General features: G+C 62.4%; 22 protein-coding genes. 11 read left to right on the top strand and 11 right to left on the bottom strand.

The features are described 5' to 3' along the window. Positions 1–187, top strand: a 187-nt coding sequence (locus ACGYK4_RS12745) for a hypothetical protein (RefSeq protein ID WP_394374281.1), incomplete at its 5' end; no start/stop codon positions are given. A 48-nt stretch (positions 188–235) separates the two neighbouring features. Here ACGYK4_RS12745 and ACGYK4_RS12740 read toward each other — a convergent pair. Then, on the bottom strand, positions 236–814 hold the full coding sequence (locus ACGYK4_RS12740; protein WP_067260571.1) for a hypothetical protein: 579 nt from the start codon (positions 812–814) through the stop codon (positions 236–238). A gap of 127 nt (positions 815–941) precedes the next feature. Here ACGYK4_RS12740 and ACGYK4_RS12735 point away from each other — a divergent pair, with 127 nt between their 5' ends. Next, on the top strand, positions 942–2,300 hold the full coding sequence (locus ACGYK4_RS12735) for a cytochrome P450 (protein WP_394429339.1): 1,359 nt from the start codon (positions 942–944) through the stop codon (positions 2,298–2,300). A 25-nt stretch (positions 2,301–2,325) separates the two neighbouring features. Here ACGYK4_RS12735 and ACGYK4_RS12730 read toward each other — a convergent pair whose 3' ends face one another. Continuing rightward, positions 2,326–4,767, bottom strand: a complete 2,442-nt coding sequence (locus tag ACGYK4_RS12730; protein ID WP_394429341.1) for a DNA topoisomerase IV subunit A — start codon at positions 4,765–4,767, stop codon at positions 2,326–2,328. A gap of 213 nt (positions 4,768–4,980) precedes the next feature. Between ACGYK4_RS12730 and ACGYK4_RS12725 the strand changes: the two genes are divergently transcribed. The 6 genes from ACGYK4_RS12725 (at position 4,981) to ACGYK4_RS12700 (ending at position 9,249) form a co-directional block, all read left to right on the top strand. Next, complete coding sequence (locus tag ACGYK4_RS12725; protein ID WP_394456824.1) at positions 4,981–5,673, top strand: SH3 domain-containing protein; 693 nt, start codon at positions 4,981–4,983, stop codon at positions 5,671–5,673. A 57-nt stretch (positions 5,674–5,730) separates the two neighbouring features. Next, positions 5,731–6,564 (top strand): SDR family oxidoreductase, encoded by an 834-nt coding sequence (locus tag ACGYK4_RS12720; RefSeq protein WP_394456822.1) that lies wholly within the window; start codon positions 5,731–5,733, stop codon positions 6,562–6,564. A 57-nt stretch (positions 6,565–6,621) separates the two neighbouring features. Continuing rightward, positions 6,622–6,828 carry a twin transmembrane helix small protein gene (locus ACGYK4_RS12715; RefSeq protein WP_067260586.1) on the top strand — a complete coding sequence of 69 codons (207 nt, stop codon included), beginning with the start codon at positions 6,622–6,624 and terminating at the stop codon, positions 6,826–6,828. Further along, a complete protein-coding gene (locus ACGYK4_RS12710; RefSeq protein WP_394456820.1) occupies positions 6,828–7,403 on the top strand; it encodes a cob(I)yrinic acid a,c-diamide adenosyltransferase in 576 nt (191 codons plus the stop codon). Before ACGYK4_RS12715 ends, ACGYK4_RS12710 begins: the two co-directional genes overlap by 1 nt. 161 nt (positions 7,404–7,564) lie before the next feature. After that, entirely contained in the window at positions 7,565–8,323 is a 759-nt protein-coding gene (locus ACGYK4_RS12705) for an electron transfer flavoprotein subunit beta/FixA family protein (RefSeq protein WP_067260591.1), read from the top strand. Beyond that, positions 8,323–9,249 carry an electron transfer flavoprotein subunit alpha/FixB family protein gene (locus tag ACGYK4_RS12700; RefSeq protein WP_394456818.1) on the top strand — a complete coding sequence of 309 codons (927 nt, stop codon included), beginning with the start codon at positions 8,323–8,325 and terminating at the stop codon, positions 9,247–9,249. The genes ACGYK4_RS12705 and ACGYK4_RS12700 overlap by 1 nt, the downstream gene beginning before the upstream one ends. 73 nt (positions 9,250–9,322) lie before the next feature. Here ACGYK4_RS12700 and ACGYK4_RS12695 read toward each other — a convergent pair whose 3' ends face one another. After that, positions 9,323–10,156, bottom strand: coding sequence for a DUF6473 family protein (locus ACGYK4_RS12695; RefSeq protein WP_394456816.1), 834 nt, complete (start codon positions 10,154–10,156; stop codon positions 9,323–9,325). A 156-nt stretch (positions 10,157–10,312) separates the two neighbouring features. Between ACGYK4_RS12695 and ACGYK4_RS12690 the strand changes: the two genes are divergently transcribed. After that, complete coding sequence (locus tag ACGYK4_RS12690; protein ID WP_168612495.1) at positions 10,313–11,188, top strand: 3-hydroxybutyryl-CoA dehydrogenase; 876 nt, start codon at positions 10,313–10,315, stop codon at positions 11,186–11,188. Between the two features lie 79 nt (positions 11,189–11,267). Here ACGYK4_RS12690 and ACGYK4_RS12685 read toward each other — a convergent pair whose 3' ends face one another. The 7 genes from ACGYK4_RS12685 to ACGYK4_RS12655 are packed head-to-tail and all read right to left on the bottom strand — an operon-like array spanning position 11,268 to position 16,646. Beyond that, positions 11,268–12,152 carry a lysophospholipid acyltransferase family protein gene (locus tag ACGYK4_RS12685; protein WP_394456814.1) on the bottom strand — a complete coding sequence of 295 codons (885 nt, stop codon included), beginning with the start codon at positions 12,150–12,152 and terminating at the stop codon, positions 11,268–11,270. A gap of 34 nt (positions 12,153–12,186) precedes the next feature. Continuing rightward, complete coding sequence (locus ACGYK4_RS12680) at positions 12,187–12,456, bottom strand: HPr family phosphocarrier protein (protein ID WP_067260603.1); 270 nt, start codon at positions 12,454–12,456, stop codon at positions 12,187–12,189. A 16-nt stretch (positions 12,457–12,472) separates the two neighbouring features. After that, positions 12,473–12,865: a PTS sugar transporter subunit IIA gene (locus ACGYK4_RS12675; protein WP_067260606.1), complete on the bottom strand. Its 393-nt coding sequence runs from the start codon at positions 12,863–12,865 to the stop codon at positions 12,473–12,475. Then, positions 12,862–13,767, bottom strand: a complete 906-nt coding sequence (gene rapZ / locus ACGYK4_RS12670; protein ID WP_168612497.1) for an RNase adapter RapZ — start codon at positions 13,765–13,767, stop codon at positions 12,862–12,864. Before rapZ ends, ACGYK4_RS12675 begins: the two co-directional genes overlap by 4 nt. Beyond that, complete coding sequence (locus ACGYK4_RS12665; RefSeq protein ID WP_394429353.1) at positions 13,764–14,192, bottom strand: HPr kinase/phosphorylase; 429 nt, start codon at positions 14,190–14,192, stop codon at positions 13,764–13,766. The genes rapZ and ACGYK4_RS12665 overlap by 4 nt, the downstream gene beginning before the upstream one ends. A gap of 21 nt (positions 14,193–14,213) precedes the next feature. Further along, entirely contained in the window at positions 14,214–15,902 is a 1,689-nt protein-coding gene (locus ACGYK4_RS12660; RefSeq protein WP_394420931.1) for a sensor N-terminal transmembrane domain-containing protein, read from the bottom strand. 42 nt (positions 15,903–15,944) lie between these two features. Beyond that, entirely contained in the window at positions 15,945–16,646 is a 702-nt protein-coding gene (locus ACGYK4_RS12655; RefSeq protein WP_067260621.1) for a response regulator transcription factor, read from the bottom strand. 379 nt (positions 16,647–17,025) lie between these two features. On the opposite strand from ACGYK4_RS12655, the gene ACGYK4_RS12650 reads away from it, so the two are divergent. Then, the gene (locus ACGYK4_RS12650) at positions 17,026–18,624 is read left to right on the top strand and encodes a phosphoenolpyruvate carboxykinase (protein WP_276153369.1); all 1,599 of its coding nucleotides are present in this window, start codon (positions 17,026–17,028) and stop codon (positions 18,622–18,624) included. 74 nt (positions 18,625–18,698) lie between these two features. On the opposite strand, the gene ACGYK4_RS12645 is transcribed toward ACGYK4_RS12650, so the two are convergent. Then, positions 18,699–19,607: a LysR family transcriptional regulator gene (locus tag ACGYK4_RS12645; protein ID WP_394456812.1), complete on the bottom strand. Its 909-nt coding sequence runs from the start codon at positions 19,605–19,607 to the stop codon at positions 18,699–18,701. Positions 19,608–19,771: 164 nt separating this feature from the next. Between ACGYK4_RS12645 and ACGYK4_RS12640 the strand changes: the two genes are divergently transcribed. After that, entirely contained in the window at positions 19,772–20,128 is a 357-nt protein-coding gene (locus ACGYK4_RS12640) for a helix-turn-helix domain-containing protein (RefSeq protein ID WP_209216519.1), read from the top strand. Positions 20,129–20,169 lie beyond the last annotated feature (41 nt).

The following is a 20,169-nucleotide window of genomic DNA, read 5'->3' as shown; positions in this document are numbered from 1 at the left end:
TACCGTGGTCAACGTGGCCGATCGTGCCGATGTTGACGTGCGGTTTGGTGCGTTCAAACTTTGCCTTTGCCATGGTGGCGCCCTTTTAATTGAGGGGCCCCAACGGGGACCCGAACCCTATCTGGCGGGCGATGTATTGGGTTCGAGCGGTAAAATCAAGCGAGACTTGCGTCTTGGCGCCACTTAAAGCCCACCGTGGGCCTGCCGCATCGGTCGGGCGCGCCCCGGCTATGGCCTATTTATCCTCGGGCTCCCCGGCGGGGGACAGGGCTGTGCCGCCGTTGAACCACCCCTCTTCGCGGTTTTGCTTAACCAGATAGGTCTCAATCGCCTTGGCCGCGTTCTGGCTGAGGTTCTTCAGCTGCTCTTCGGCGGATTTGGTATAGCCCGAGCCCACCACCGGCCCCTGATCGAGGGATTCGAAGACAGTGATCTGATGCGGTTCGGGGTTCAGCTTCTTGTTCTTGGCGTCATCCCAGACCGTCAGGTTGAGGATCAGGATCGATTTGGGGGCAAAGACCAGCGGGATGCCCGGCTGGGCCAGCACGTAGCCCTCGACGCTGATGCCGAAGTGATAGAGCCGCTCGCCCTCGTAGCGATCAAAGCGTTCGGCGGTGGCGGCGCGCACGGCCTCGGCCAGTTCTTCCTTGCTCACCTCGCGGCTGAGCGGCCCCTTCTGCGCCTTGGGGGCCACCACGATATTGTGGTGCAGATTGAAATCCCCCAGCGGGGTCGGCGCCTTGTCGAGGTCGGATGCCCCGTTGCAGGCGGCCAGCGTCGCGACGAAGGTCAACAGGGCAAGAACTCTCAGCATGGGCGATCCCTCAGGGGTGTTAAGGTTTCGAAAAGGGGTAGCCGATGGGCCCAAGGGGCGCAATCATTTGCCGCAGTTGCGCAGCCCCCGGGCCGGTCTATCTTGGACACAGAGTGAGGACAGCAAGATGACCCAAGCCCGCCCCCTGCCCGTTCGCGTGCCGCTCGTTACCGAGCCTGTCGGCATGCTCGGCAGCCTGCAGATGGCGCGGCGCAACGTGCTGAGAATCATTCCCAAGATTGCCACGACACAGCCCATGGTCTCGGGCAAGACCGGCAAGCGCTGGCATATGGTGATGGACCCCGGCGCGATCCGGCAAATCCTCCTTAACCGGCTGGAGGATTACCCCAAGTCCGACGTCACCAAGAACCTGCTGCGCCCGGCCATCGGCGAGTCGCTTTTCATCGCCGAGGGCGCGCATTGGCGCTGGCAGCGCCGCGCCGCCGCCCCCGTCTTTTCGCAGCGCAACGTGCGCAACCTCGCCCCCGTCATGAGCGCCGCCGCCGCCCGCTCGGCCGAGCGCATCGCCGAAGCCGGGCCGCGCGCGGTCAACATGCTCGACGAGATGGTGACGACGACCTTCGAAGTGATCGGCGACGTGACTTTCTCGGGCGACGGCACCTTCGACCGCGACAAGGTGCATGGCGCCATCGACGACTATATCGCCCAGGCTGGCAAGATCAGCCTTTTCGACATCCTCGGCTTGCCCGACTGGCTGCCGCGCCCGGGGCGGATGATGTCCGGTCAGGCGCTGAAGCAGATGAAGGCCATGGCAGATCAGGCGATCGAGGCGCGGGTTGCGCGCGGCCATGACGGTACGCCCGACCTGCTGGACCTGCTTTTGGACGGCGAAGACCCCAAGACCAAACGCCAGATGAACACCGGCGAGCTGCGCGACAACCTGCTGACCTTCATCGTCGCGGGCCATGAGACCACGGCGCTGACGCTGGCGTGGTCGATGTACTTGATGGGCTTCGACCCCGAGATGCAGGAACGCGCCCGCGCCGAAGTGCGCGAGGTGCTTCAGGGCCGCGCCTGCACCGGCGAGGATGTGGACCAATTGCCCTTGGTGCGGATGATCATAGACGAGGCGCTGCGCCTTTACCCCGCTGCCGGGATCATTTCCCGCACGGCGCAAAAGCACGACACGCTTTGCGACCGCGAAATCCGCCCCGGCGACACGGTGATGATCCCGATCTACGCGCTTGGCCGGAACGAATTGCTTTGGGACGATCCGAATGCCTTCCGCCCCGAACGCTTTGCCGATCGCAAGGCGATCGACCGCTACGCCTATCTGCCCTTTGGGGACGGTCCCCGCATCTGCATCGGTGCGAGCTTTGCTCTGCAGGAGGCGGTGATCATCCTTGCAACGCTGCTGGGGCGGTTCAAGTTCACGCCGGTGCCGGGCAAGGATCCTGAGCCGGTGATGATCCTGACCCTGCGCCCCGAGGGCGGCGTCTGGATGACCGCCGAGCCGCTGGACTGACCGCGCCCCGAGGGGCGCGGGTGTTTCACGTGAACTTGTTGTCGCGCGGGAAGCCGCGGGGGGCCATGCGGCCCGAGCTTGCGCGCTTGCCGGTCCATTCCGCCAGATCGGCCTCGGTCCGCGTGCGGCCCGCCGGGTCCTGCCAAGTGAGACCCGCCTCGCGCGTGAAGGTGATGGCATCCGACAGGCCGCCGTCCTTGAACTTCTGCAGCCGCACGCCCTTGCCCCGGCCCATCTCGGGCAGCTCATCAAGGCCAAAGACCAGCACCTTGCGGTTCTCGCCCACGGTGGCAACGCTATCGCCCGACACCGGATGACAGACCAGCGCCGAGACGCCTTCGCCACGCACGTTGAGCACCTGTTTGCCGCTGCGGGTCTGGGCCACGACGTCATCCTCGGGCACCACGAAACCATCGCCTGCCGTCGAGGCAACCAACAGCTTGCGCCCCGGCTGGTGGATAAAGAGTGACACGATCTGCACTTCGTTGGGCAGATCAACCATCAGACGCAAAGGCTCGCCCATGCCGCGCCCGCCGGGCAGATTGGCGGCGGAGACGGTGTAGAACCGCCCGTTCGAGCCGAAGACCAGCAGCCGGTCCGTCGTCTCGGCATGGAAGATAAAGCGCGGGCCGTCGCCGTCCTTAAACTTCAATTCGCGGTTCAGGTCGATATGGCCGGTCATGGCGCGGATCCAGCCCATCTGGCTGCAGACCACGGTGATCGGCTCGCGGTCGATCATCGCCTCGATCGGCACGTCTTCGACCTCTCCGGCGGTGTCGAACTCGGTCAGACGCTGGCCGCGCTTCACGCCGTCGATCACCCAATCCTTGCCGAACTGCTTTTTCGTCGCGCGCAACTGCTCGGCGATGGTGGACCATTGCAAGTCCTCGCTTTCCAGCAGGTCTTCGAGCCCCGCACGCTCGGTCATCAGCGCGTCACGCTCGGCGACCAGCGCGTCTTCTTCCAGACGCCGCAAGGACCGCAGCCGCATGTTGAGAATCGCCTCGGCCTGCACGTCCGAGAGCCCGTTCTCGCGGCCCGCGTAGCTGTGCGGGATCGCGCGGGTCTCACCACTTTCAGCCAGCACGCCGGTGGCTTCGGCCTCGGCATCCGCGATGACCGCCAGTTTCGACACATCGACCCCCGCCAAGGGCGAGACATAGGCGGATTCGTCCATCGCGCGGCTCAGCGTATCCTGATGCGCGCGGCTCCAATCCTCGTACATCAACGCGGCCTTGGGGTCTTCGTCGTAGCGGATGATCTCGATCACCCGGTCGAGGTTCAAAAACGCCGTGATCAGGCCCTGCAACACCTCAAGCCGGTGGTCGATCTTGTCCATCCGGTGCCGAGAACGGCGTTGCAGCACCTCACGACGGTGGTCGAGGAACGCGCGCAGCACTTCCTTGAGCGAGCAGACCTTGGGCGTCTGCCCGTCGATCAGCACGTTCATGTTGAGCGAGAATCGCACCTCCAGATCGGAGTTGCGGAACAGCATGCCCATCAGCACGTTCGGATCGACGTTCTTCGAGCGCGGCTCAATGATCATGCGGATGTCTTCGGCGGATTCGTCGCGGACATCGGCAAGAATCGGGATCTTCTTGGTCTGGATCAGTTCGGCGATCTTTTCGATCAGCTTGGATTTCTGAACCTGATAGGGAATCTCGGTGACGACGATCTGCCACGCGCCACGGCCCAGATCCTCGACCTCCCAACGGCAGCGAAGCCGGAAGGAGCCGCGACCTGTGCGATAGGCATTGGCGATGTTTTCGGGCGGCTCGACGATGATGCCGCCGGTGGGGAAATCCGGGCCGGGGACGTAGTTCAAGAGTGTGTCGTCGCGCGCGTCCGGCGTCTTGATCAGGTGAATACAGGCGTCGCAAAGCTCGGCGATGTTATGCGGCGGGATATTCGTCGCCATGCCCACGGCGATGCCCGAAGAGCCATTGGCCAAAAGGTTCGGGAACTGCGCGGGCAGCACCGCAGGCTCGGTCAGCGTGCCATCGTAGTTTTCGCGGAAGTCGACGGCGTTCTCGTTCAGCCCTTCCAGCATGGCCTCGGCCACGGCGGTCATCCGCGCCTCGGTGTAGCGCGAGGCCGCAGGGTTGTCGCCGTCGATGTTGCCGAAGTTGCCCTGCCCGTCGACCAGCGGGTAGCGCACGTTGAAATCCTGCGCCAGGCGCGCCATCGCGTCATAGATCGCGGCATCGCCATGCGGGTGGTAGTTACCCATCACGTCGCCCGAGATCTTCGCCGATTTGCGGAAGCCCCCGGTGGACGACAGCCGCAGCTCGCGCATGGCGTAGAGGATGCGGCGGTGCACCGGCTTCAGCCCGTCGCGCGCATCGGGCAGCGCCCGGTGCATGATCGTGCTCAGCGCATAGGTCAGGTAACGATCCCCCAAAGCGCGGCGCAGCGGCTCGGACAGGTCATTTGGGTCGAGTTCTGGGGGTGTGCTTGTGTCTGACATGACGGGTCTTTTAGCCAAGCACGCCAGAGCGGGCAAGCGACAGATTACCTGCAACCGACTCGGCAAAATGGCCGCTGGCACGGTTTCAAGTGAGAAAAAAGCAATACTTTTCGGCTATGCGAATTCTTGCCAATCGGAAATGAACCATTCGCGAGGTTTCGCGTTGGTCTCTCAACAGCAACATGGTTTGACACGGGACGAGGAACAGCAAAAATGAAACGGTTCATCTTTTTGACATTTGGTTTCATGGGCTGGGCATTCTACGAGATGAGCGGCGGGGCCGACTTCGTGCCCGCAGGCTCGCAAACGGCCAGCGCCGAAGCGGCTGAGGCGGCCCTGATCGCCAGCGCCAACCCCTCTTCCAACCTTGTCACTGCCACCGCCGCGAACGCGGCCCGCAAGGCGGAGAGCCCGATCACCCCCTTCGCCGAACGGCCCCCTGCGCGTGATGCCACGGCAACCCGCGTGGCGCTGAACCTCACGACGCTGAGCGACCTGCCGCAGGCCAATGACGGGATGGTGCAAAAGGCCGCGGCCACCCCTGCGGACCGTGCCGGGGCGAAAGTGGTGAAGGCCAAGGCCGTCAGCACCCCTGCCCCCAAAGTGGAAAAGGCCGCTTACACGACGACAAGCGCCAATGCGCCCGCTGTCATCCCGAGCCTGATCGAAGGCGCTGACAACGGCGCGACCTTTGTTAGCACGACCCAGGCCGACATTCGCGAAGTCAACGGCACCCGCGTCAATGTCCGCGGCGGTCCGGGCACCAACTTCGGCGTGGTCGGCAAGCTCGGCAAAGGCGACGCTGTCGAAGTGATCGAAGACAATGGCGCAGGCTGGGTGCGTTTCCGCAGCGTCGATGGCAGCGAATCCGGCTGGATGGCCGACTTCCTGCTCAGCAACGGCTAACTTGCCAATCCCATAGCATCGCGCGATGAAGGGCCTTTCAAACGAAGGGCCTTTTGCATGTCCGCGACCCGCTCCATCCTCATAACCGGCTGTTCCAGCGGCATCGGCTATGCCGCCGCGCATGGTATGCGCGCCCGTGGCTGGCGCGTTTTTGCTGCCTGCCGCCAACAAGCGGATTGCGACCGGCTGCAAGCCGAAGGATTCGACGCGCCCCGCCTCGATTACACCGATGAGGCCAGCATCCAAGCGGCGCTTGCCCATGTGCTGGACCAAACCGGCGGCACGCTCGACGCTTTGTTCAACAACGGTGCCCACGCCACGCCAGGGTTGGTCGAAGACCTGCCCACCGATGCCCTGCGCGAGATATTCGAGGCGAATTTCTTTGGCTGGCACAGCCTGACCCGCGCGGTGATCCCGGTGATGCGCAAGCAGGGGCACGGGCGGATCGTGCAATGTTCCTCGGTGCTTGGCATGGTGGCGATGCCGTGGCGCGGGGCGTATAACTCCACGAAATTCGCCCTTGAAGGGCTGACCGATACCCTACGGCTTGAGATGCGCGGCACCGGAGTTGCGTTGATCCTGATCGAACCCGGCCCCGTCACCTCGAAACTGCGGACCAAGGCCATTCCGCGTTTCGAGCGCTGGATCGACTGGCAAAACAGCCCCCGCGCGGCGGAGTATGAAAGCACCATGCGCCCCCGGCTTTATGACGACAGCGGCAAGAAGGACCGCTTCGAACTCCCGCCCGAGGCGGTGGTCGAGAAGCTGGTGCACGCCGTCGAATCCCCCCGACCCCGCCCGCGCTATTTCGTCACAACCCCAACGCATATCGGCGGTGTTTTACGGCGTATCCTGCCGACGCGCACGCTGGACTGGGTCACCAGTCGCTGATTTTGGTTGCGCGGCTGCCCTGTGCCGCTACATCTCAGGCCAACGAAAGGACAGCCCATGCCAAATGATCCGTTTTTCGTGATCGTCCTGATCTCTGTCGTGGCGGTCGCCGTTGTGCTCCTGATGGGGCTGGGCGGCTTTGCCACCGGGGGCAAATTTAACAAACGCAACGCCAACAAGCTGATGCGCTGGCGGATCATCGCGCAGTTCATCGCCGTCCTGCTGATCCTTGCCTATGTCTATTTCCGAGGGGGCACGATCTAATGGTTGTACTGAACAAGATTTACACCCGCACTGGGGACAAGGGCACCACAGCCCTTGGCAATGGCGACCGTGTCGCCAAACATGACGCGCGGGTCGAGGCCTATGGCACTTCGGATGAGTTGAACTGCTTCGTGGGGGTGGCCCGGCTCGAAGCCAAGGGCGCCACGGATGAAGCGCTGGCGCGCATTCAAAACGATCTTTTCGATCTGGGCGCCGACCTCTGCCGCCCCGATATGGAAGCCGATAAGGATGCGGAATACCCGCCCCTGCGGGTCACCCAAGAACAGGTCGACCGGCTGGAGCGTGAGATCGACGTGATGAATTCCGAGTTGGAGCCGCTGCGCAGCTTCATCCTGCCCGGCGGGCGCGCGCTGGCGGCGCATCTGCATGTCTGCCGCACCGTGGCGCGCCGCGCCGAGCGGCTGGCGGTGTTGCTTACTGAGCAAACGGCGGTGAACCCCGCCTGCGTGACCTATCTGAACCGGTTGAGCGATTGGTTCTTCGTCGCCGCACGGATGGCCAATAACGCGGGCAAGGAGGACGTGCTTTGGGTGCCGGGGGCGAACCGGGCGTAAAATAGCGCTAACAGACGAAAAACCGGGAAAACGCCGCGTTCAAAACTGCCAACCTGCCGATTTTGGCCTGTTTTGATCCGATCCGCTTCGTTACACCCGTCTGGAGAATTAGGGAGACCGGGCCACCAGCCCGCGTCGCAAACTGAGGAGAGAGACCGCTCATGAAGGTACTGGTGCCTGTCAAACGCGTGATCGACTATAACGTGAAAGTTCGTGTGAAAGCGGACGGATCGGGTGTTGATCTTGCCAATGTGAAAATGTCGATGAACCCCTTCGACGAAATCGCCGTCGAACAGGCGATTCGTCTGAAAGAAGCCGGTCAGGCTGAAGAGGTCGTCGCCGTCTCCATCGGTGTGAAGCAAGCGCAGGAAACGCTGCGCACCGCCCTCGCCATGGGTGCCGACCGCGCGATCCTCGTGGTGGCCTCGGACGATGTGCACAAGGACATCGAACCGCTGGCCGTGGCCAAGATCCTTAAAGCCGTGGTCGATGAAGAGCAGCCGAGCCTCGTGCTCTGCGGCAAGCAGGCAATCGACAACGACATGAACGCCACCGGGCAGATGCTCTCGGCGCTGATGGGCTGGTCGCAGGCCACCTTTGCTTCCGACATCGCCATCGAAGGCGACAAAGCGAAAGTCACCCGCGAAGTCGACGGCGGTTTGCAGACCATCGAAGTTACCATGCCGACCGTGGTCACCGTGGACCTGCGCCTCAACGAGCCGCGCTATGCCTCGCTGCCCAACATCATGAAGGCCAAGAAAAAGCCGCTGGATGAGAAGACCGCCGAGGACTACGGCGTCGACGTCTCCAACCGCTTGGAAGTCGTGAAGACCGAAGAGCCCGCGGAACGCGCCGCTGGCATCAAGGTCGGCTCGGTCGACGAGCTTGTGGCGAAACTCAAAGAAGCGGGGGCTGTGTAATGGCTGTTCTTCTGATTGCAGAGATTTCCGACGGCGAACTGTCGATGGACGCAACCGCCAAGGCGGTGACCGCGGCCAAGCAACTGGGCGACGTGACCATTCTGGCGGCGGGCAGCTCTGCTGCGGCGGCTGGCGAAGCGGCGGCCAAGATCGATGGCGTCTCCAAGGTGCTGGTCGCCGAGGACGAGATGCTGGGCCACCGTCTGGCCGAAGCCACCGCGGCGCTGATCGTCAGCCTGGCCGGTGACTACGACCACATCGTCGCGCCCGCCACCACGGACGCTAAGAACATCATGCCCCGCGTCGCGGCGCTGCTCGACGTCATGGTGATCTCGGACGCTTCCGGCGTTGTCGATGCCGACACCTTCGAGCGCCCGATCTACGCGGGCAACGCGGTGCAAACCGTGAAGTCCAACGACGCGAAGAAGGTCATCACCTTCCGCACATCGACCTTCGATGCCGCCGGTGACGGCGGGTCCGCCTCGGTCGAGACCATTTCGGCAGCCGACAACCCCGGCCTGTCCACATGGGTCGAAGACAAGGTCGCCGAATCGGACCGCCCCGAGCTGACAAGCGCGGGCGTGGTGGTTTCCGGTGGTCGTGGTGTCGGCTCCGAAGAGGACTTCGCCCTGATCGAGAAACTGGCCGACAAACTGGGCGCCGCCGTTGGCGCGTCCCGCGCGGCGGTGGATTCGGGCTACGCTCCGAACGACTGGCAAGTTGGCCAGACTGGCAAAGTTGTCGCCCCTGACCTCTATGTCGCGGTTGGCATCTCGGGTGCGATCCAGCACCTTGCCGGGATGAAAGACTCCAAGATCATCGTCGCGATCAACAAAGACGAAGAATCGCCGATCTTCCAAGTTGCCGACTACGGTCTCGTGGCAGACCTCTTCGACGCGGTGCCGGAACTGATCGAAAAGCTGTAAGGCTTCTCATATGAGACACCAAAGGCCCGCCGTCTTCGGCGGGCCTTTTTCGTGCATGCCCCTACCGGGAGCGTCAGGACATGCTTTGCAGCGCATCGGTCAAAGCAGCGGCGGCAGAGGCATGAGCCATCGGGCCCAGCATTTCCGACGCGGCCTGCACCTCGAATTCACTGACCACCATGCCAGCGGACGGCCCCCCTGAGGGATCTTTGGGAGAGACGACCTCGATCTTGGCCGTGGCGTGTGGGGCCACCGCGTCCAACATTTCGCGTGTCACGAATAGCGGATCATGGCCCAACTCTCCCGCCGGCTGCTCTGCCTCCGCGACCGGCGGGCGGTCAGCCAGCCAAAGCAGGAGCGTGCGCCCCTGTATCTGCCCCAACATCAAACGCATGCGCGCCATCCACGCCTGCTGAAGCTCCGCGCGCACCGCTTCGAACCGTTCGGGCGAGACCTGCATGAGGTGCGTCAGCATGTGCCGGTTGAAGTGGAACTGCGAGAAATCGACCTCGCGGTAGATCGTCTGCAACAGCGCGGAGGCCCCGACGAAACGGTCGTTCCGACGCCGGTGCACGGAATAGAAACGGTTGGTCATATTCTGCGCCCCCATGACCTGAACCACCGTCACATCTGCCTGCGAGGCGGCCTGTGCAACGAAAGGGTCATGGGCAAAAGCGTCGATCCCCGCGTTGGGAAAGCCGAAGTTCACACAGGTCTTGCCGATCTCGGCCTCGACCCGCGCGGGAAACGGCTCTTCAATGAATTTGCCATAGGTCTCCGTCCCGCCGAGAAAGGCGATATAGGGCGCCTCCAACCGGCGGCGCGGGCCGCGAAACATCAGCTTTGACGTGCCATAGCGGCATGGCAAATAGTCCAGAGGCGCTGGCCCCACTGCATCATAGGTCATCGAACCCACCTTTTTGTTCACCCAATGCCAGATTGCACAGCAGGGGCTGCGATTCTGTTAACGAGCGAATTTGTCGTGAGATTTCGTAAACAGCTGCCCTTGCGGCACCCCCGCCACGCGCCCTATTGTGCGCCGAACTCAAGCAAAGGACAGGCCATGGACATCCAGACAATCGGTATCGTGGGAGCGGGGCAAATGGGCAATGGGATCGCCCATGTCATGGCGCTGGCAGGCTACGACGTGCTGCTGAACGATGTCAGCGCCGATGCGCTGGCCAAAGCGATGAAAACCGTGACAGGCAATATGGACCGCCAAGTCAGCCGCGAGAAGATCACCGCCGCCGACCGGGACGCCGCCATGGCGCGGATCACCACGACGCAGACGCTAAGCGATCTGGGCCAAAGCGATCTGGTGATCGAAGCCGCGACCGAGCGCGAAACGGTGAAACAGGCGATCTTTGAAGACCTGATCCCGCATTTGAAACCGACGACGATCCTGACCTCGAACACTTCCTCGATCTCGATCACCCGCCTTGCCAGCCGCACAGACCGGCCCGAGAAATTCATGGGCTTTCACTTCATGAACCCCGTGCCGGTGATGCAGCTGGTCGAATTGATCCGCGGCATCGCCACGGACAGCGAGACCTATGACGCTTGCAAAGCCGTGGTGGACCGTTTGGGCAAGACCGCCGCCTCGGCCGAGGATTTTCCCGCCTTCATCGTGAACCGCATCCTGATGCCAATGATCAACGAGGCTGTCTATACGCTTTACGAAGGGGTCGGCAACGTCGAGTCGATCGACAGTTCGATGAAGCTGGGGGCGAACCATCCGATGGGGCCATTGGAGCTTGCGGACTTTATTGGTCTGGACACCTGCCTTGCCATTATGAACGTTCTGCATGACGGGTTGGCGGATACAAAATATCGCCCCTGCCCGCTGCTGACCAAATATGTCGAAGCCGGTTGGTTGGGCCGCAAGACGCAGCGCGGGTTCTATGACTACCGCGGCGAAAAGCCCGTTCCGACGCGCTGAGTTGCGAGGGTGTTGGGGGCCCTGCCCCCATCGCGCCCTAGGCGCGATTCCCCCGAGGGTATTTTTAAAAGGATGAAGTTTAGTTGGTGAGCGCCAGAGTATGGGCGCGCAGCCAAGCCATGAAGCCGCGTGGGTCGTCGGCCCAGCGGTCGATCTCTTCGCGGGCGAGCGGGTGGCCGACGATGGGGCCTTGGGGTTTGTCGCAGGCGTGAGCGATTTCATGCAGCAAGAGCCCTTGGCGCAGCATCGGGCTGAGCCTGTTGGCGATCTGATAGGCGCGGCTGTTCTGGCCCGGGAAGCGCATCGGCACCACCTGCGCACCGGAGCGGCGGATCATCTTGGCGGTGAAGACGTTCCATTCCGCTTCGACCGCCGGGCCCCACCAGCTTTCCGAGGCCGCAACGACGCCTGAGGGGAAGAGCGCCACGACACCGCCTTCCTTGAGATGGGCCATGGCCTTGGCGCGCATTTCTACGCCTTTGCACTGCGCATCCGGGTCATGTGGGAAGGGCACCGGGATCATGTAGCTGCCCGCCACCTCGTCGATGGAAGTGAGCAGCGAACGGGTGAGGATGCGGTAATCGGGGCGCACGCGGCCGATGAGATCGGCGAAAATCATACCGTCGACCATGCCGTGGGGGTGGTTTGCCACGACCACGACCGGCCCTTCTTTCGGGATGCGGTCCAACTGCTCTTGCGGGGTGGTCAGATCGATGCCCATCGTGTCGAGCGCTGCGCGCCAAAAGGCCTGGCCTGAGGGGGTGCCGCGTTGTTCGAACTTACGGATCAGCCGCAGGATTTTGAGCTTGCCGGTGAAAAGCTCCATCGCGGAGATCACCCGCGCCTTCCATGGGTCATCGAAGGTCGAGGCATAGGACAGGCTGCGGCGGTCGTATTTGGTGAAGGTCACCGTGCCGTCGGCTGTCTGGGCCGGCTCGGCCGCGATGTTTTGCACGTCTTCCATGGGGTCGGCGGATCCTTTTTCCCGCTTGGCGGGCCTAAAACCCTTCGCCGAACTTATCCGCCACAAGGGCGGTCAAAGCTTCGGCCAAGGCCTCGGCATCGGGGCCGGAGGTTTGGACATCAATGGTGGTGCCGCGCGACGCGCCGAGCATCAAGAGCCCCATGATACTGTCGCCCGAGGCCGACATGCCATCCTTGCTGACTTCGGCGCGGGCATCAAACGCCTCGACCACCTCGACCAATTTGGCGGAGGCGCGCGCGTGCAGGCCTTTTTCGTTAACGATCTTTAAAGAAAATTCGGGCATGACGTCCTGGGGCCTTCTAACCTGCGCTGACATTCTGGCTGTCGATATACTTCTTACCAGCTTCGAGCGCGGCACGCACGGCATCGGGCACATCCATATGCCGCGATTTGGCGAGTTTGATCAGCATGGGCAGGTTCGCGCCGTAGATGATCCGGCGGTTTTCCGGGCGGCAAGCCAAGAGGCTGAGGTTCGAGGGGGAGCCGCCAAAAAGATCGGTGACAACCACCACACCGGCGCCTTGGTCCACCGCATCGGCGGCGCCGCAAATCTCGCGTTCTTTGTCGGCGCGGTCATGATCGGCTTCGATGGCGATGGCGCGCACGCCGAATTGGGATCCCACGACATGTTCGATGGCGGCAAGATATTCTTGCGCCAGCCCCCCATGTGCGACGATGACGATCCCGATCACGGCTTGCTTCCTTCACGATGCTGACGGTCCAGCTCTCGGTGCCTAATTGACACCTGCCAGCCCTGCTCTGCAAGGCGCAAAGCGTGATCTTCGGCCATGGCGACAGAGCGGTGTTGCCCGCCCGTGCAGCCAAAGGCGATGGAGATATGGGATTTGCCCTCTTCGCGGTAGGCGGGCAGGAGCAGGAGGCTGAGGTCGAGCACCTTGTCGGCGAAATCCGCGTAGCGTTTGTCCCCCGCCACATGGGCCGCGACGGAAGGGTCACGCCCGTCGCCGCTGCGCAATTCGGGCACCCAATAGGGATTGTTCAGAAAGCGGCAGTCGTGCACCACATCAACGCCGCGCGGAAGGCCCCGTTTGTAGGAAAAGCTCTGTACCGAGACCGTGAGTTGGCGCTGCCCGCCGGGGGCGAACCATTGCTCGACCTCGGCGCGCAACTCGTGGACGTTCAGCGTTGTCGTATCGATCAGCACGTCGGCACGGGCGCGGATCGGGTGGAGCAATTCCTGCTCGCGCGCGATCCCGTCGACGGGGCGGTCAGCCGGGGCCAGCGGGTGGCGGCGGCGGGTTTCGGAAAAGCGTTGCAGCAGCACATCGGGGGCGCAGTCGAGATAGAGCAGTTCCGCGCGCCACCCCGGTTCAGCCGTCAGGCGGCCCATCAGCTCCAGCACGCCTTCGGTGGAAAAGTCCCGGTTGCGGGCGTCGATCCCCAAGGCCACCGATTGCGCATCGCCGGGGCGGTCAAGCAGCGCGGGCAGCAGCCGCAGCGGCAGGTTGTCGATCGCCTCAAACCCCGCATCTTCAAGCACGTTGAGCGCAGAGGACCGCCCGGCGCCCGAAGGGCCGGTGACAAGGACCAACCGCCGGGGGGCGGGGTCTGTTGATGAGGTCTGACTGATCAATTCGGTTCTTCCACATCTGACATATACAGATGAATTGCTGCCGCAAAATGAGCGCTATCGCATTTGTGAAAACAGGGCAACGTGACACCCCGTAGCATATGGCTGTGCCCTTCGGGAAGGCGCTGGTCTTCGGTGCGGGCCAGATCGACGACAAGGGCCAGCGGCACGGGGCCGTGATCTTCGGCCCGCAGAATGCCGACATAGCGCGCCTCGATCAGGCCGCGGATCGGCTCGGGGGCGCTGGCGATCACCTGATCCCCGTCGCGCATGATATCGGTGCGATCATCGGCCACCAGCTTGGCACCGAGAGCGATCAGTTGCAGGGCGAGGGCCGATTTGCCCGCGCCGGACGGGCCAAGGATCAGCACCCCGCGCCCATTGATCGCCACGCAGCTGGCGTGGAGGTTTTCGCGCTCGACGGTCATATCAGGCCCCGCGCCCGGGATTTAGGTGGGCAGCCCCACGACAAAACGCGCGCCCAAGGGTTCGGAGGTAATGTCGGCCTCGGTCGGGCGGATGTTCTCGGCCCAGATCACGCCGCCATGGGCTTCGACGATCTGTTTCGAGATCGCGAGGCCGAGGCCGGAGTTGTTTCCGAAATGCTCTTCCGGGCGCTGCGAGTAGAAGCGCTTAAAGATCTTGCCAAGCGCCTGTTCGGGAATGCCGGGGCCGGTATCTTCGACCACGATCAACACGCGATTGGCACGTTTGCGGGCCCAGACCCGGATCGCGTCGCCGTCTTCGCAAAAGGAAATCGCGTTGGTGATCAGGTTCACGAAGACCTGCGCCAAACGGGCTTCCAACCCATGCACGGTGATCGGCGCAGCGGGGAGATCGGTGATGAAATCGATGCCTTTGGATTTCGCATCTTCGCCGAGGTACTGGCCCAGATTGCCCAGCATTTGCAGCAGGTCGAAGGGCTCTTCCTCTTCCTTGACCAGTTCGGAATCGAGCCGCGAGGCATTGGAAATGTCGCTCACCAAACGGTCGAGGCGGCGTACGTCATGTTCGATCACATCCAGCAGTTTCTCGCGCTGGTCGTCGCGCTTGACCATCCGCAGCGTGCCCACGGCAGAGCGGAGAGAGGCGAGCGGGTTCTTGATCTCATGCGCAACATCGGCGGCGAATTGTTCGTTGCCGTCGATCCGGTTGTAAAGCGCCGAGACCATGCCGCGCAGGGCGCCCGAGAGGCGGCCGATCTCATCGGGGCGCGCGGTCAGGTCGGGGATGCGGATACGGCCGGGGTTCATCTTGCGCGCGTCCTTGTCGCGGCCCAATTCGGCGGCGGCAGAGAGGTCGGCCAGCGGATTGGCGATGGTCGAGGCCAGAACGAGGCTGAGGCCGATGGAGACGAGGGTCGCGATGACGAAGATCTGCAAGACGCGCTCACGTTCGCTGCGCACAAGGCGGTCGATCTCTCCCGCCGCACTGGCCACGGCGACCACGCCGACGGGGGACTCGCCCTGCATGATGGGAGTCACCACGCTGAAAAGCGTGCCGCCTTCGATGGCGAGCGTGCCTTCCAGCCGGGTTCCGCTGGTCACGCTGGTGCCGACCATGCCGCGCAATTGCTCTTCGAGCGGCGGGGTGGCGGTGACCTCATCGGTGCTGAAGGGGGCCGAAACCCGGTCCCAAAGCCAGTTCAACCCGTCGTTCAGCAAGGTCCGCTCACCCGCCTCGGACGCGGCGAGGGCCTCGGCCACGGTGAGGCTGCCTGCGGTGCGGGCGACCAAGGTTTCCGCCGGATCATAGACAAAGACTTCGATGCCGCCGCGCAGGTCCAGCCCGTCGAGCGTGGCAGCCACATCGACGCCATCGCCGGTGGTCAGGTTCACCGGCGCGCCCGCGGGCAGTTGCGCTTCGATGACATCGGCGATCAGCTCGGTCTCAGAGACTAGCGCCGCGGCGCGTTGCAGCGCCAGACTGTCGCGCGAGGAATTGAGGTAGAGGATCCCCGCCACCAGAACGCTCAGCGCGATCAGGTTGAAGGTAATGATCTTGCGTGTCAGCGGCGAGGACCGGAGCGAGAACAGCCCCCGCCGTTCGCGCTTGACCCGAATTTCATCCGGCGCGGCACTGTCGGGGGTGACCCAGTCGTCCCCCAGTACAACATCACCGTCCCTGCCAGCAGCCATGTCCCGCACAAGCTTCCTTTCGACCCGCGTTAACCGACGGGTTTACTCTTCGTTATATCTATAGCCGATGCCGTAAAGCGTCTCGATCGCCGAGAATTCATCATCCGCGCTGCGCATCTTCTTGCGCAGGCGCTTGATGTGGCTGTCGATGGTGCGGTCATCCACATAGACCTGATCATCATAGGCCACGTCCATCAATTGGTCGCGTGATTTCACGAAACCGGGGCGCTGCGCGAGGGCTTGCAGCAGCAGGAATTCGGTCACGGTCAGCGACACATCCTTACCCTTCCAGCTTACCGCGTGGCGCAGCGGGTCCATCCGCAGATCGCCGCGTTCCATCACCTTGGTCTCTTCGGTATCGCCGACCTCATTAGTCTCGACCGCGTCTTGGCGACGCAGAAGGGCGCGGATACGCTCGACCAACAGGCGCTGGCTGAAGGGCTTTTTGACGTAATCGTCAGCCCCCATGCGCAGGCCCAGCACCTCGTCGATCTCATCGTCTTTGGAGGTCAGGAAGATCACCGGCATCGCGGTTTTCTGGCGCAGACGTTGGAGCAGATCCATGCCGTCCATACGGGGCATCTTGATGTCCAGCACCGCCATATCGGGCAGTTTCTTGTTGAAGGCGTCCAGCGCCGCTTGGCCATCGTTATAGGTTTCCACTTCGAAACCTTCAGCTTCAAGAGTCATCGAAACGGATGTCAGGATGTTCCTGTCATCGTCTACCAATGCGATCTTTGACATTGCCTGCTTCCTTATGCTGCTCAATTCGTTCTTATTTTTGGAGTCAGTGATCTCCAATATTACAGATCGAATCAATCCTTAAGTGCGAATCGTGCCTCTGAGATGCACCAATTCCGTCATAATTTGGTTAGGAATGGCTAAATTGCCGCACTTTGACCGGCCCGGTCCGGGAGGAAGCCGGGGGCCCGCGCGCCGCATTCGGCCGGGAACTAAGCGCTCGGAAACAAAGTTTTAGATGATGGCGCTAACTGTGACAAAGCTGCCTGTTCAACCTGAAAACGCCCGTGTTAAGAGGCTCTCAAGGCCCCCGACGCCCAGGGCAATTGCGCCCGCTCGGACACGTTCTGCGCTGCTCACGCGCTACCACAGGAGACATCATATGACATTTGGACGGGTAAACCCGCAGTTCAGCCTTGAGGATCAAAAGATCAGCGGGCTTGGCGATGTCTATTACAACCTGACCGAGCCTGCGCTGGTCGAGGCGGCATTGAAACGGGGCGAAGGCAGCCTTGGCAAAGGCGGGGCCTTCCTCGTGACCACCGGCAAGTTCACGGGCCGCTCGCCCAAGGACAAACATGTGGTCAAGACCGACAGCGTGGCCGACAGCATCTGGTGGGAAAACAACGCCGAGATGTCGCCCGAGGGCTTCGACGCGCTTTACGAAGACATGCTCGCACATATGCAGGGCAAGGACTACTTCGTCCAAGACCTCGTCGGCGGGGCGGACCCCAAACATGCGATCAACGTGCGCATGGTGACCGAACTGGCATGGCACGGGCTTTTCATCCGCACCATGCTGCGCCGCCCCGATGCCGAAGCGCTGAAGGACTTCACTGCCGATTTCACCGTCATCAACTGCCCCAGCTTCCAAGCCGATCCGGCCAAGCATGACTGCCGCAGCGAGACCGTGATCGCGATGAACTTCGACCGTAAGATGATCCTCATCGGCGGCACCGAATACGCGGGCGAGAACAAGAAATCTGTCTTCACCCTGCTGAACTACCTGCTGCCGGAAAAAGGCATCATGCCGATGCACTGCTCGGCCAACCACGCCAACGGCAACCCGGTCGACACCGCCGTCTTCTTCGGCCTCTCGGGCACCGGCAAGACCACCCTCTCCGCCGATCCCGAGCGCACGCTGATCGGCGATGACGAGCATGGCTGGTCCGACAACGGCACCTTCAACTTCGAAGGCGGCTGCTATGCCAAGACCATCAACCTCAACCCCGAGGCCGAGCCGGAGATCTACGCGACGACTTCCAAATTCGGCACCGTGATCGAGAACATGGTCTTCGATCCCGATACTTTTGAACTCGACTTCGACGACGACTCGCTCACCGCCAACATGCGTGCCGCCTACCCGCTGCACTACATCTCGAACGCCAGCGAGAAGGCCGTCGGCGGCCACCCGAAAAACATCATCATGCTGACCTGCGATGCCTTCGGTGTGCTGCCTCCGATCGCGCGGCTCAGCCCGGCGCAGGCAATGTACCACTTTCTGTCGGGCTTCACGTCCAAGGTTGCGGGCACCGAGCGTGGCGTGACCGAGCCCGAGCCCACATTCTCCACCTGTTTCGGCGCCCCCTTCATGCCGCGCCGCCCCGAGGTTTACGGCAACCTGCTGCGCGAAAAGATCGCCCAGCACGGCGCCACCTGCTGGCTCGTGAACACCGGCTGGACCGGCGGCGCTTACGGCACCGGTTCGCGGATGCCGATCAAGGCAACCCGTGCCCTGCTGAGTGCCGCCCTCGAAGGGCGTCTGGCGGATGCGGAGTTCCGCAAAGACCCGAACTTCGGCTTCGATGTCCCTGTCGAGGTGAACGGCGTCGCCGACATTCTGCTCGACCCGCGCCGCACTTGGGACGACCCGGAAGCCTATGACCGTCAGGCGGCAAAACTGGTCAAGATGTTCTCGGACAACTTCGAGCAGTACCTGCCCCATATCGACGACGACGTGAAAGCCGCGGCGATCAGCTAAGCCTGTCGCCAAGGACAAAAAGAAAGGGCCGCCCCTGCTGGGCGGCCCTTTTCGCATCTCACGCTCCGTAACCCTTAGCCTGCGAAAGTCACCTTCGCATCCAAAGGCATCTCGCGCAGGAAACTATCATCGACTCCGACGATATTGACCGAGGTCGACCGATCAACCGCCGCGATCAGAGCAAAGCTTTTATCCGGATACCGCCCGGCCATCAGCAGACGTTTATAGGCCAAAGGCACCGGGGCGCCGCCCTCCTCTCGTGGGATTTCGGTGACGACCTCATCCAACCGAACCCCACAGGTCGCCTCAACCTCCCGAAAGGGGTAGTTCAGCATATTCTCAAACTCAGGCCCGCCCGGAAACAGTTTGATCGGCCGTCCTATGCTGCTGCGCGCGTTGGTCCAGCCCCACCATTGCGTGTAAAAAGATTTCTCCCCCACTTCGGTACAGATCCAGCCGTTGGGCGAGTCGCGGTAAACCAGCACATAGGGGCGCATGGCGCGAAAGGCCTCGCTCTCCAACTCACCCCGGCTCAGGCTCCACGCCTGTAGCACGGCCTGAAGCATGGCAGTGCCGCCATCCCAGATCAGCGACAGGGGCTGCTGCTGTTGGTGAAAACACCAGCCGTTCGGCTCTTCATGGGAAAGGCGCAGCATACCGTCGGCATGGCGGGTCTTGCCATCCAGCCACAGCTTGCCCCGGTCGATAATATCGCGGGCCTCGGGCAGGGCCTCGGCGCCTGCTTTGGTCAGGGAATAGCGGCGGTTCTCAATCGTGAAGAGCGGCGCGCCCATCGCCTCTTCCAACTGCTGGATATGTCGCCGTACCGTTTGCCGCGTGCTGGCCAATTCGGCGACCGCATGGCTGAGGTTCAAAGTATGCGCCAGCGTCACGAAAGAGCGCATCATCTCGAACAGAAGCGCCGGAGCGGGGTCCTTCTGCAAGGCTTGGGGCACGGGTGCGACCCGCTCAATATCCGACATATGCTGGTTCATAGGCAAGAGATGGTACATGAATCACCCGGTAACGCAACATAATCCATACAGCTAGGGTGAATTGGTTAACGCAAAGAGGCCAGAACTAGGCAATTGATCCTCAATACATTGCGGGTAGTGAATATATTGTACTCAACCTGAGGTATTGAACTATGTCCCACCCCGTAGACGTTCACGTCGGTCGTCGGCTCAAGCAGGCACGCACCCTGCGACGGCAATCCCAGACCGATGTGGCACGCGAACTCAAACTGTCGTTTCAGCAGATCCAGAAGTATGAAATCGGCTCCAACCGGATCGCCGCGAGCCGTTTGCATGAGCTGGCCCGGATACTCAACGTCACCCCCGGCTATTTCTTTGAAGGGCTGGATGACGACAAGCCCGAGGCCAGCAACGACCCCTCGCTCGACATCGTAAACGCCATCGGCTCCATCAAGGATGATGCGGTAAAGGCCCGAATTCTAACGTTTATTGAGGATGTTGCCGGCGTCACCGTCGCGCGCAAAGGCTGATCACAGCCCGTCGTTCACGCGAAACTCCGCCCGGGCCATAC

The organism is Sulfitobacter sp. 1A13368 (genome assembly GCF_043557275.1).
In the GTDB taxonomy this organism is placed as follows: Bacteria; Pseudomonadota; Alphaproteobacteria; order Rhodobacterales; family Rhodobacteraceae; genus Sulfitobacter; species Sulfitobacter faviae.
The sequence above is the reverse complement of the archived record's forward strand: the minus strand, read 5'-3'. Positions and strand labels throughout refer to the sequence as shown.

What these genes read in the sequence shown, in the direction of transcription:
- ACGYK4_RS12740 (WP_067260571.1), bottom strand. Translation starts at nt 814, where the DNA reads ATGCTGAGAGTTCTTGCCCTGTTGACCTTCGTCGCGACGCTGGCCGCC.
- ACGYK4_RS12700 (WP_394456818.1), top strand. Translation starts at nt 8,323, where the DNA reads ATGGCTGTTCTTCTGATTGCAGAGATTTCCGACGGCGAACTGTCGATG.
- ACGYK4_RS12685 (WP_394456814.1), bottom strand. Translation starts at nt 12,152, where the DNA reads ATGGAAGACGTGCAAAACATCGCGGCCGAGCCGGCCCAGACAGCCGAC.
- ACGYK4_RS12655 (WP_067260621.1), bottom strand. Translation starts at nt 16,646, where the DNA reads ATGTCAAAGATCGCATTGGTAGACGATGACAGGAACATCCTGACATCC.
- ACGYK4_RS12645 (WP_394456812.1), bottom strand. Translation starts at nt 19,607, where the DNA reads ATGTCGGATATTGAGCGGGTCGCACCCGTGCCCCAAGCCTTGCAGAAG.
- ACGYK4_RS12725 (WP_394456824.1), top strand. Translation starts at nt 4,981, where the DNA reads ATGAAACGGTTCATCTTTTTGACATTTGGTTTCATGGGCTGGGCATTC.
- ACGYK4_RS12730 (WP_394429341.1), bottom strand. Translation starts at nt 4,767, where the DNA reads ATGTCAGACACAAGCACACCCCCAGAACTCGACCCAAATGACCTGTCC.
- ACGYK4_RS12710 (WP_394456820.1), top strand. Translation starts at nt 6,828, where the DNA reads ATGGTTGTACTGAACAAGATTTACACCCGCACTGGGGACAAGGGCACC.
- ACGYK4_RS12650 (WP_276153369.1), top strand. Translation starts at nt 17,026, where the DNA reads ATGACATTTGGACGGGTAAACCCGCAGTTCAGCCTTGAGGATCAAAAG.
- ACGYK4_RS12715 (WP_067260586.1), top strand. Translation starts at nt 6,622, where the DNA reads ATGCCAAATGATCCGTTTTTCGTGATCGTCCTGATCTCTGTCGTGGCG.
- ACGYK4_RS12720 (WP_394456822.1), top strand. Translation starts at nt 5,731, where the DNA reads ATGTCCGCGACCCGCTCCATCCTCATAACCGGCTGTTCCAGCGGCATC.
- ACGYK4_RS12665 (WP_394429353.1), bottom strand. Translation starts at nt 14,192, where the DNA reads ATGACCGTCGAGCGCGAAAACCTCCACGCCAGCTGCGTGGCGATCAAT.
- ACGYK4_RS12695 (WP_394456816.1), bottom strand. Translation starts at nt 10,156, where the DNA reads ATGACCTATGATGCAGTGGGGCCAGCGCCTCTGGACTATTTGCCATGC.
- ACGYK4_RS12690 (WP_168612495.1), top strand. Translation starts at nt 10,313, where the DNA reads ATGGACATCCAGACAATCGGTATCGTGGGAGCGGGGCAAATGGGCAAT.
- ACGYK4_RS12735 (WP_394429339.1), top strand. Translation starts at nt 942, where the DNA reads ATGACCCAAGCCCGCCCCCTGCCCGTTCGCGTGCCGCTCGTTACCGAG.
- ACGYK4_RS12680 (WP_067260603.1), bottom strand. Translation starts at nt 12,456, where the DNA reads ATGCCCGAATTTTCTTTAAAGATCGTTAACGAAAAAGGCCTGCACGCG.
- ACGYK4_RS12660 (WP_394420931.1), bottom strand. Translation starts at nt 15,902, where the DNA reads ATGGCTGCTGGCAGGGACGGTGATGTTGTACTGGGGGACGACTGGGTC.
- ACGYK4_RS12705 (WP_067260591.1), top strand. Translation starts at nt 7,565, where the DNA reads ATGAAGGTACTGGTGCCTGTCAAACGCGTGATCGACTATAACGTGAAA.
- ACGYK4_RS12640 (WP_209216519.1), top strand. Translation starts at nt 19,772, where the DNA reads ATGTCCCACCCCGTAGACGTTCACGTCGGTCGTCGGCTCAAGCAGGCA.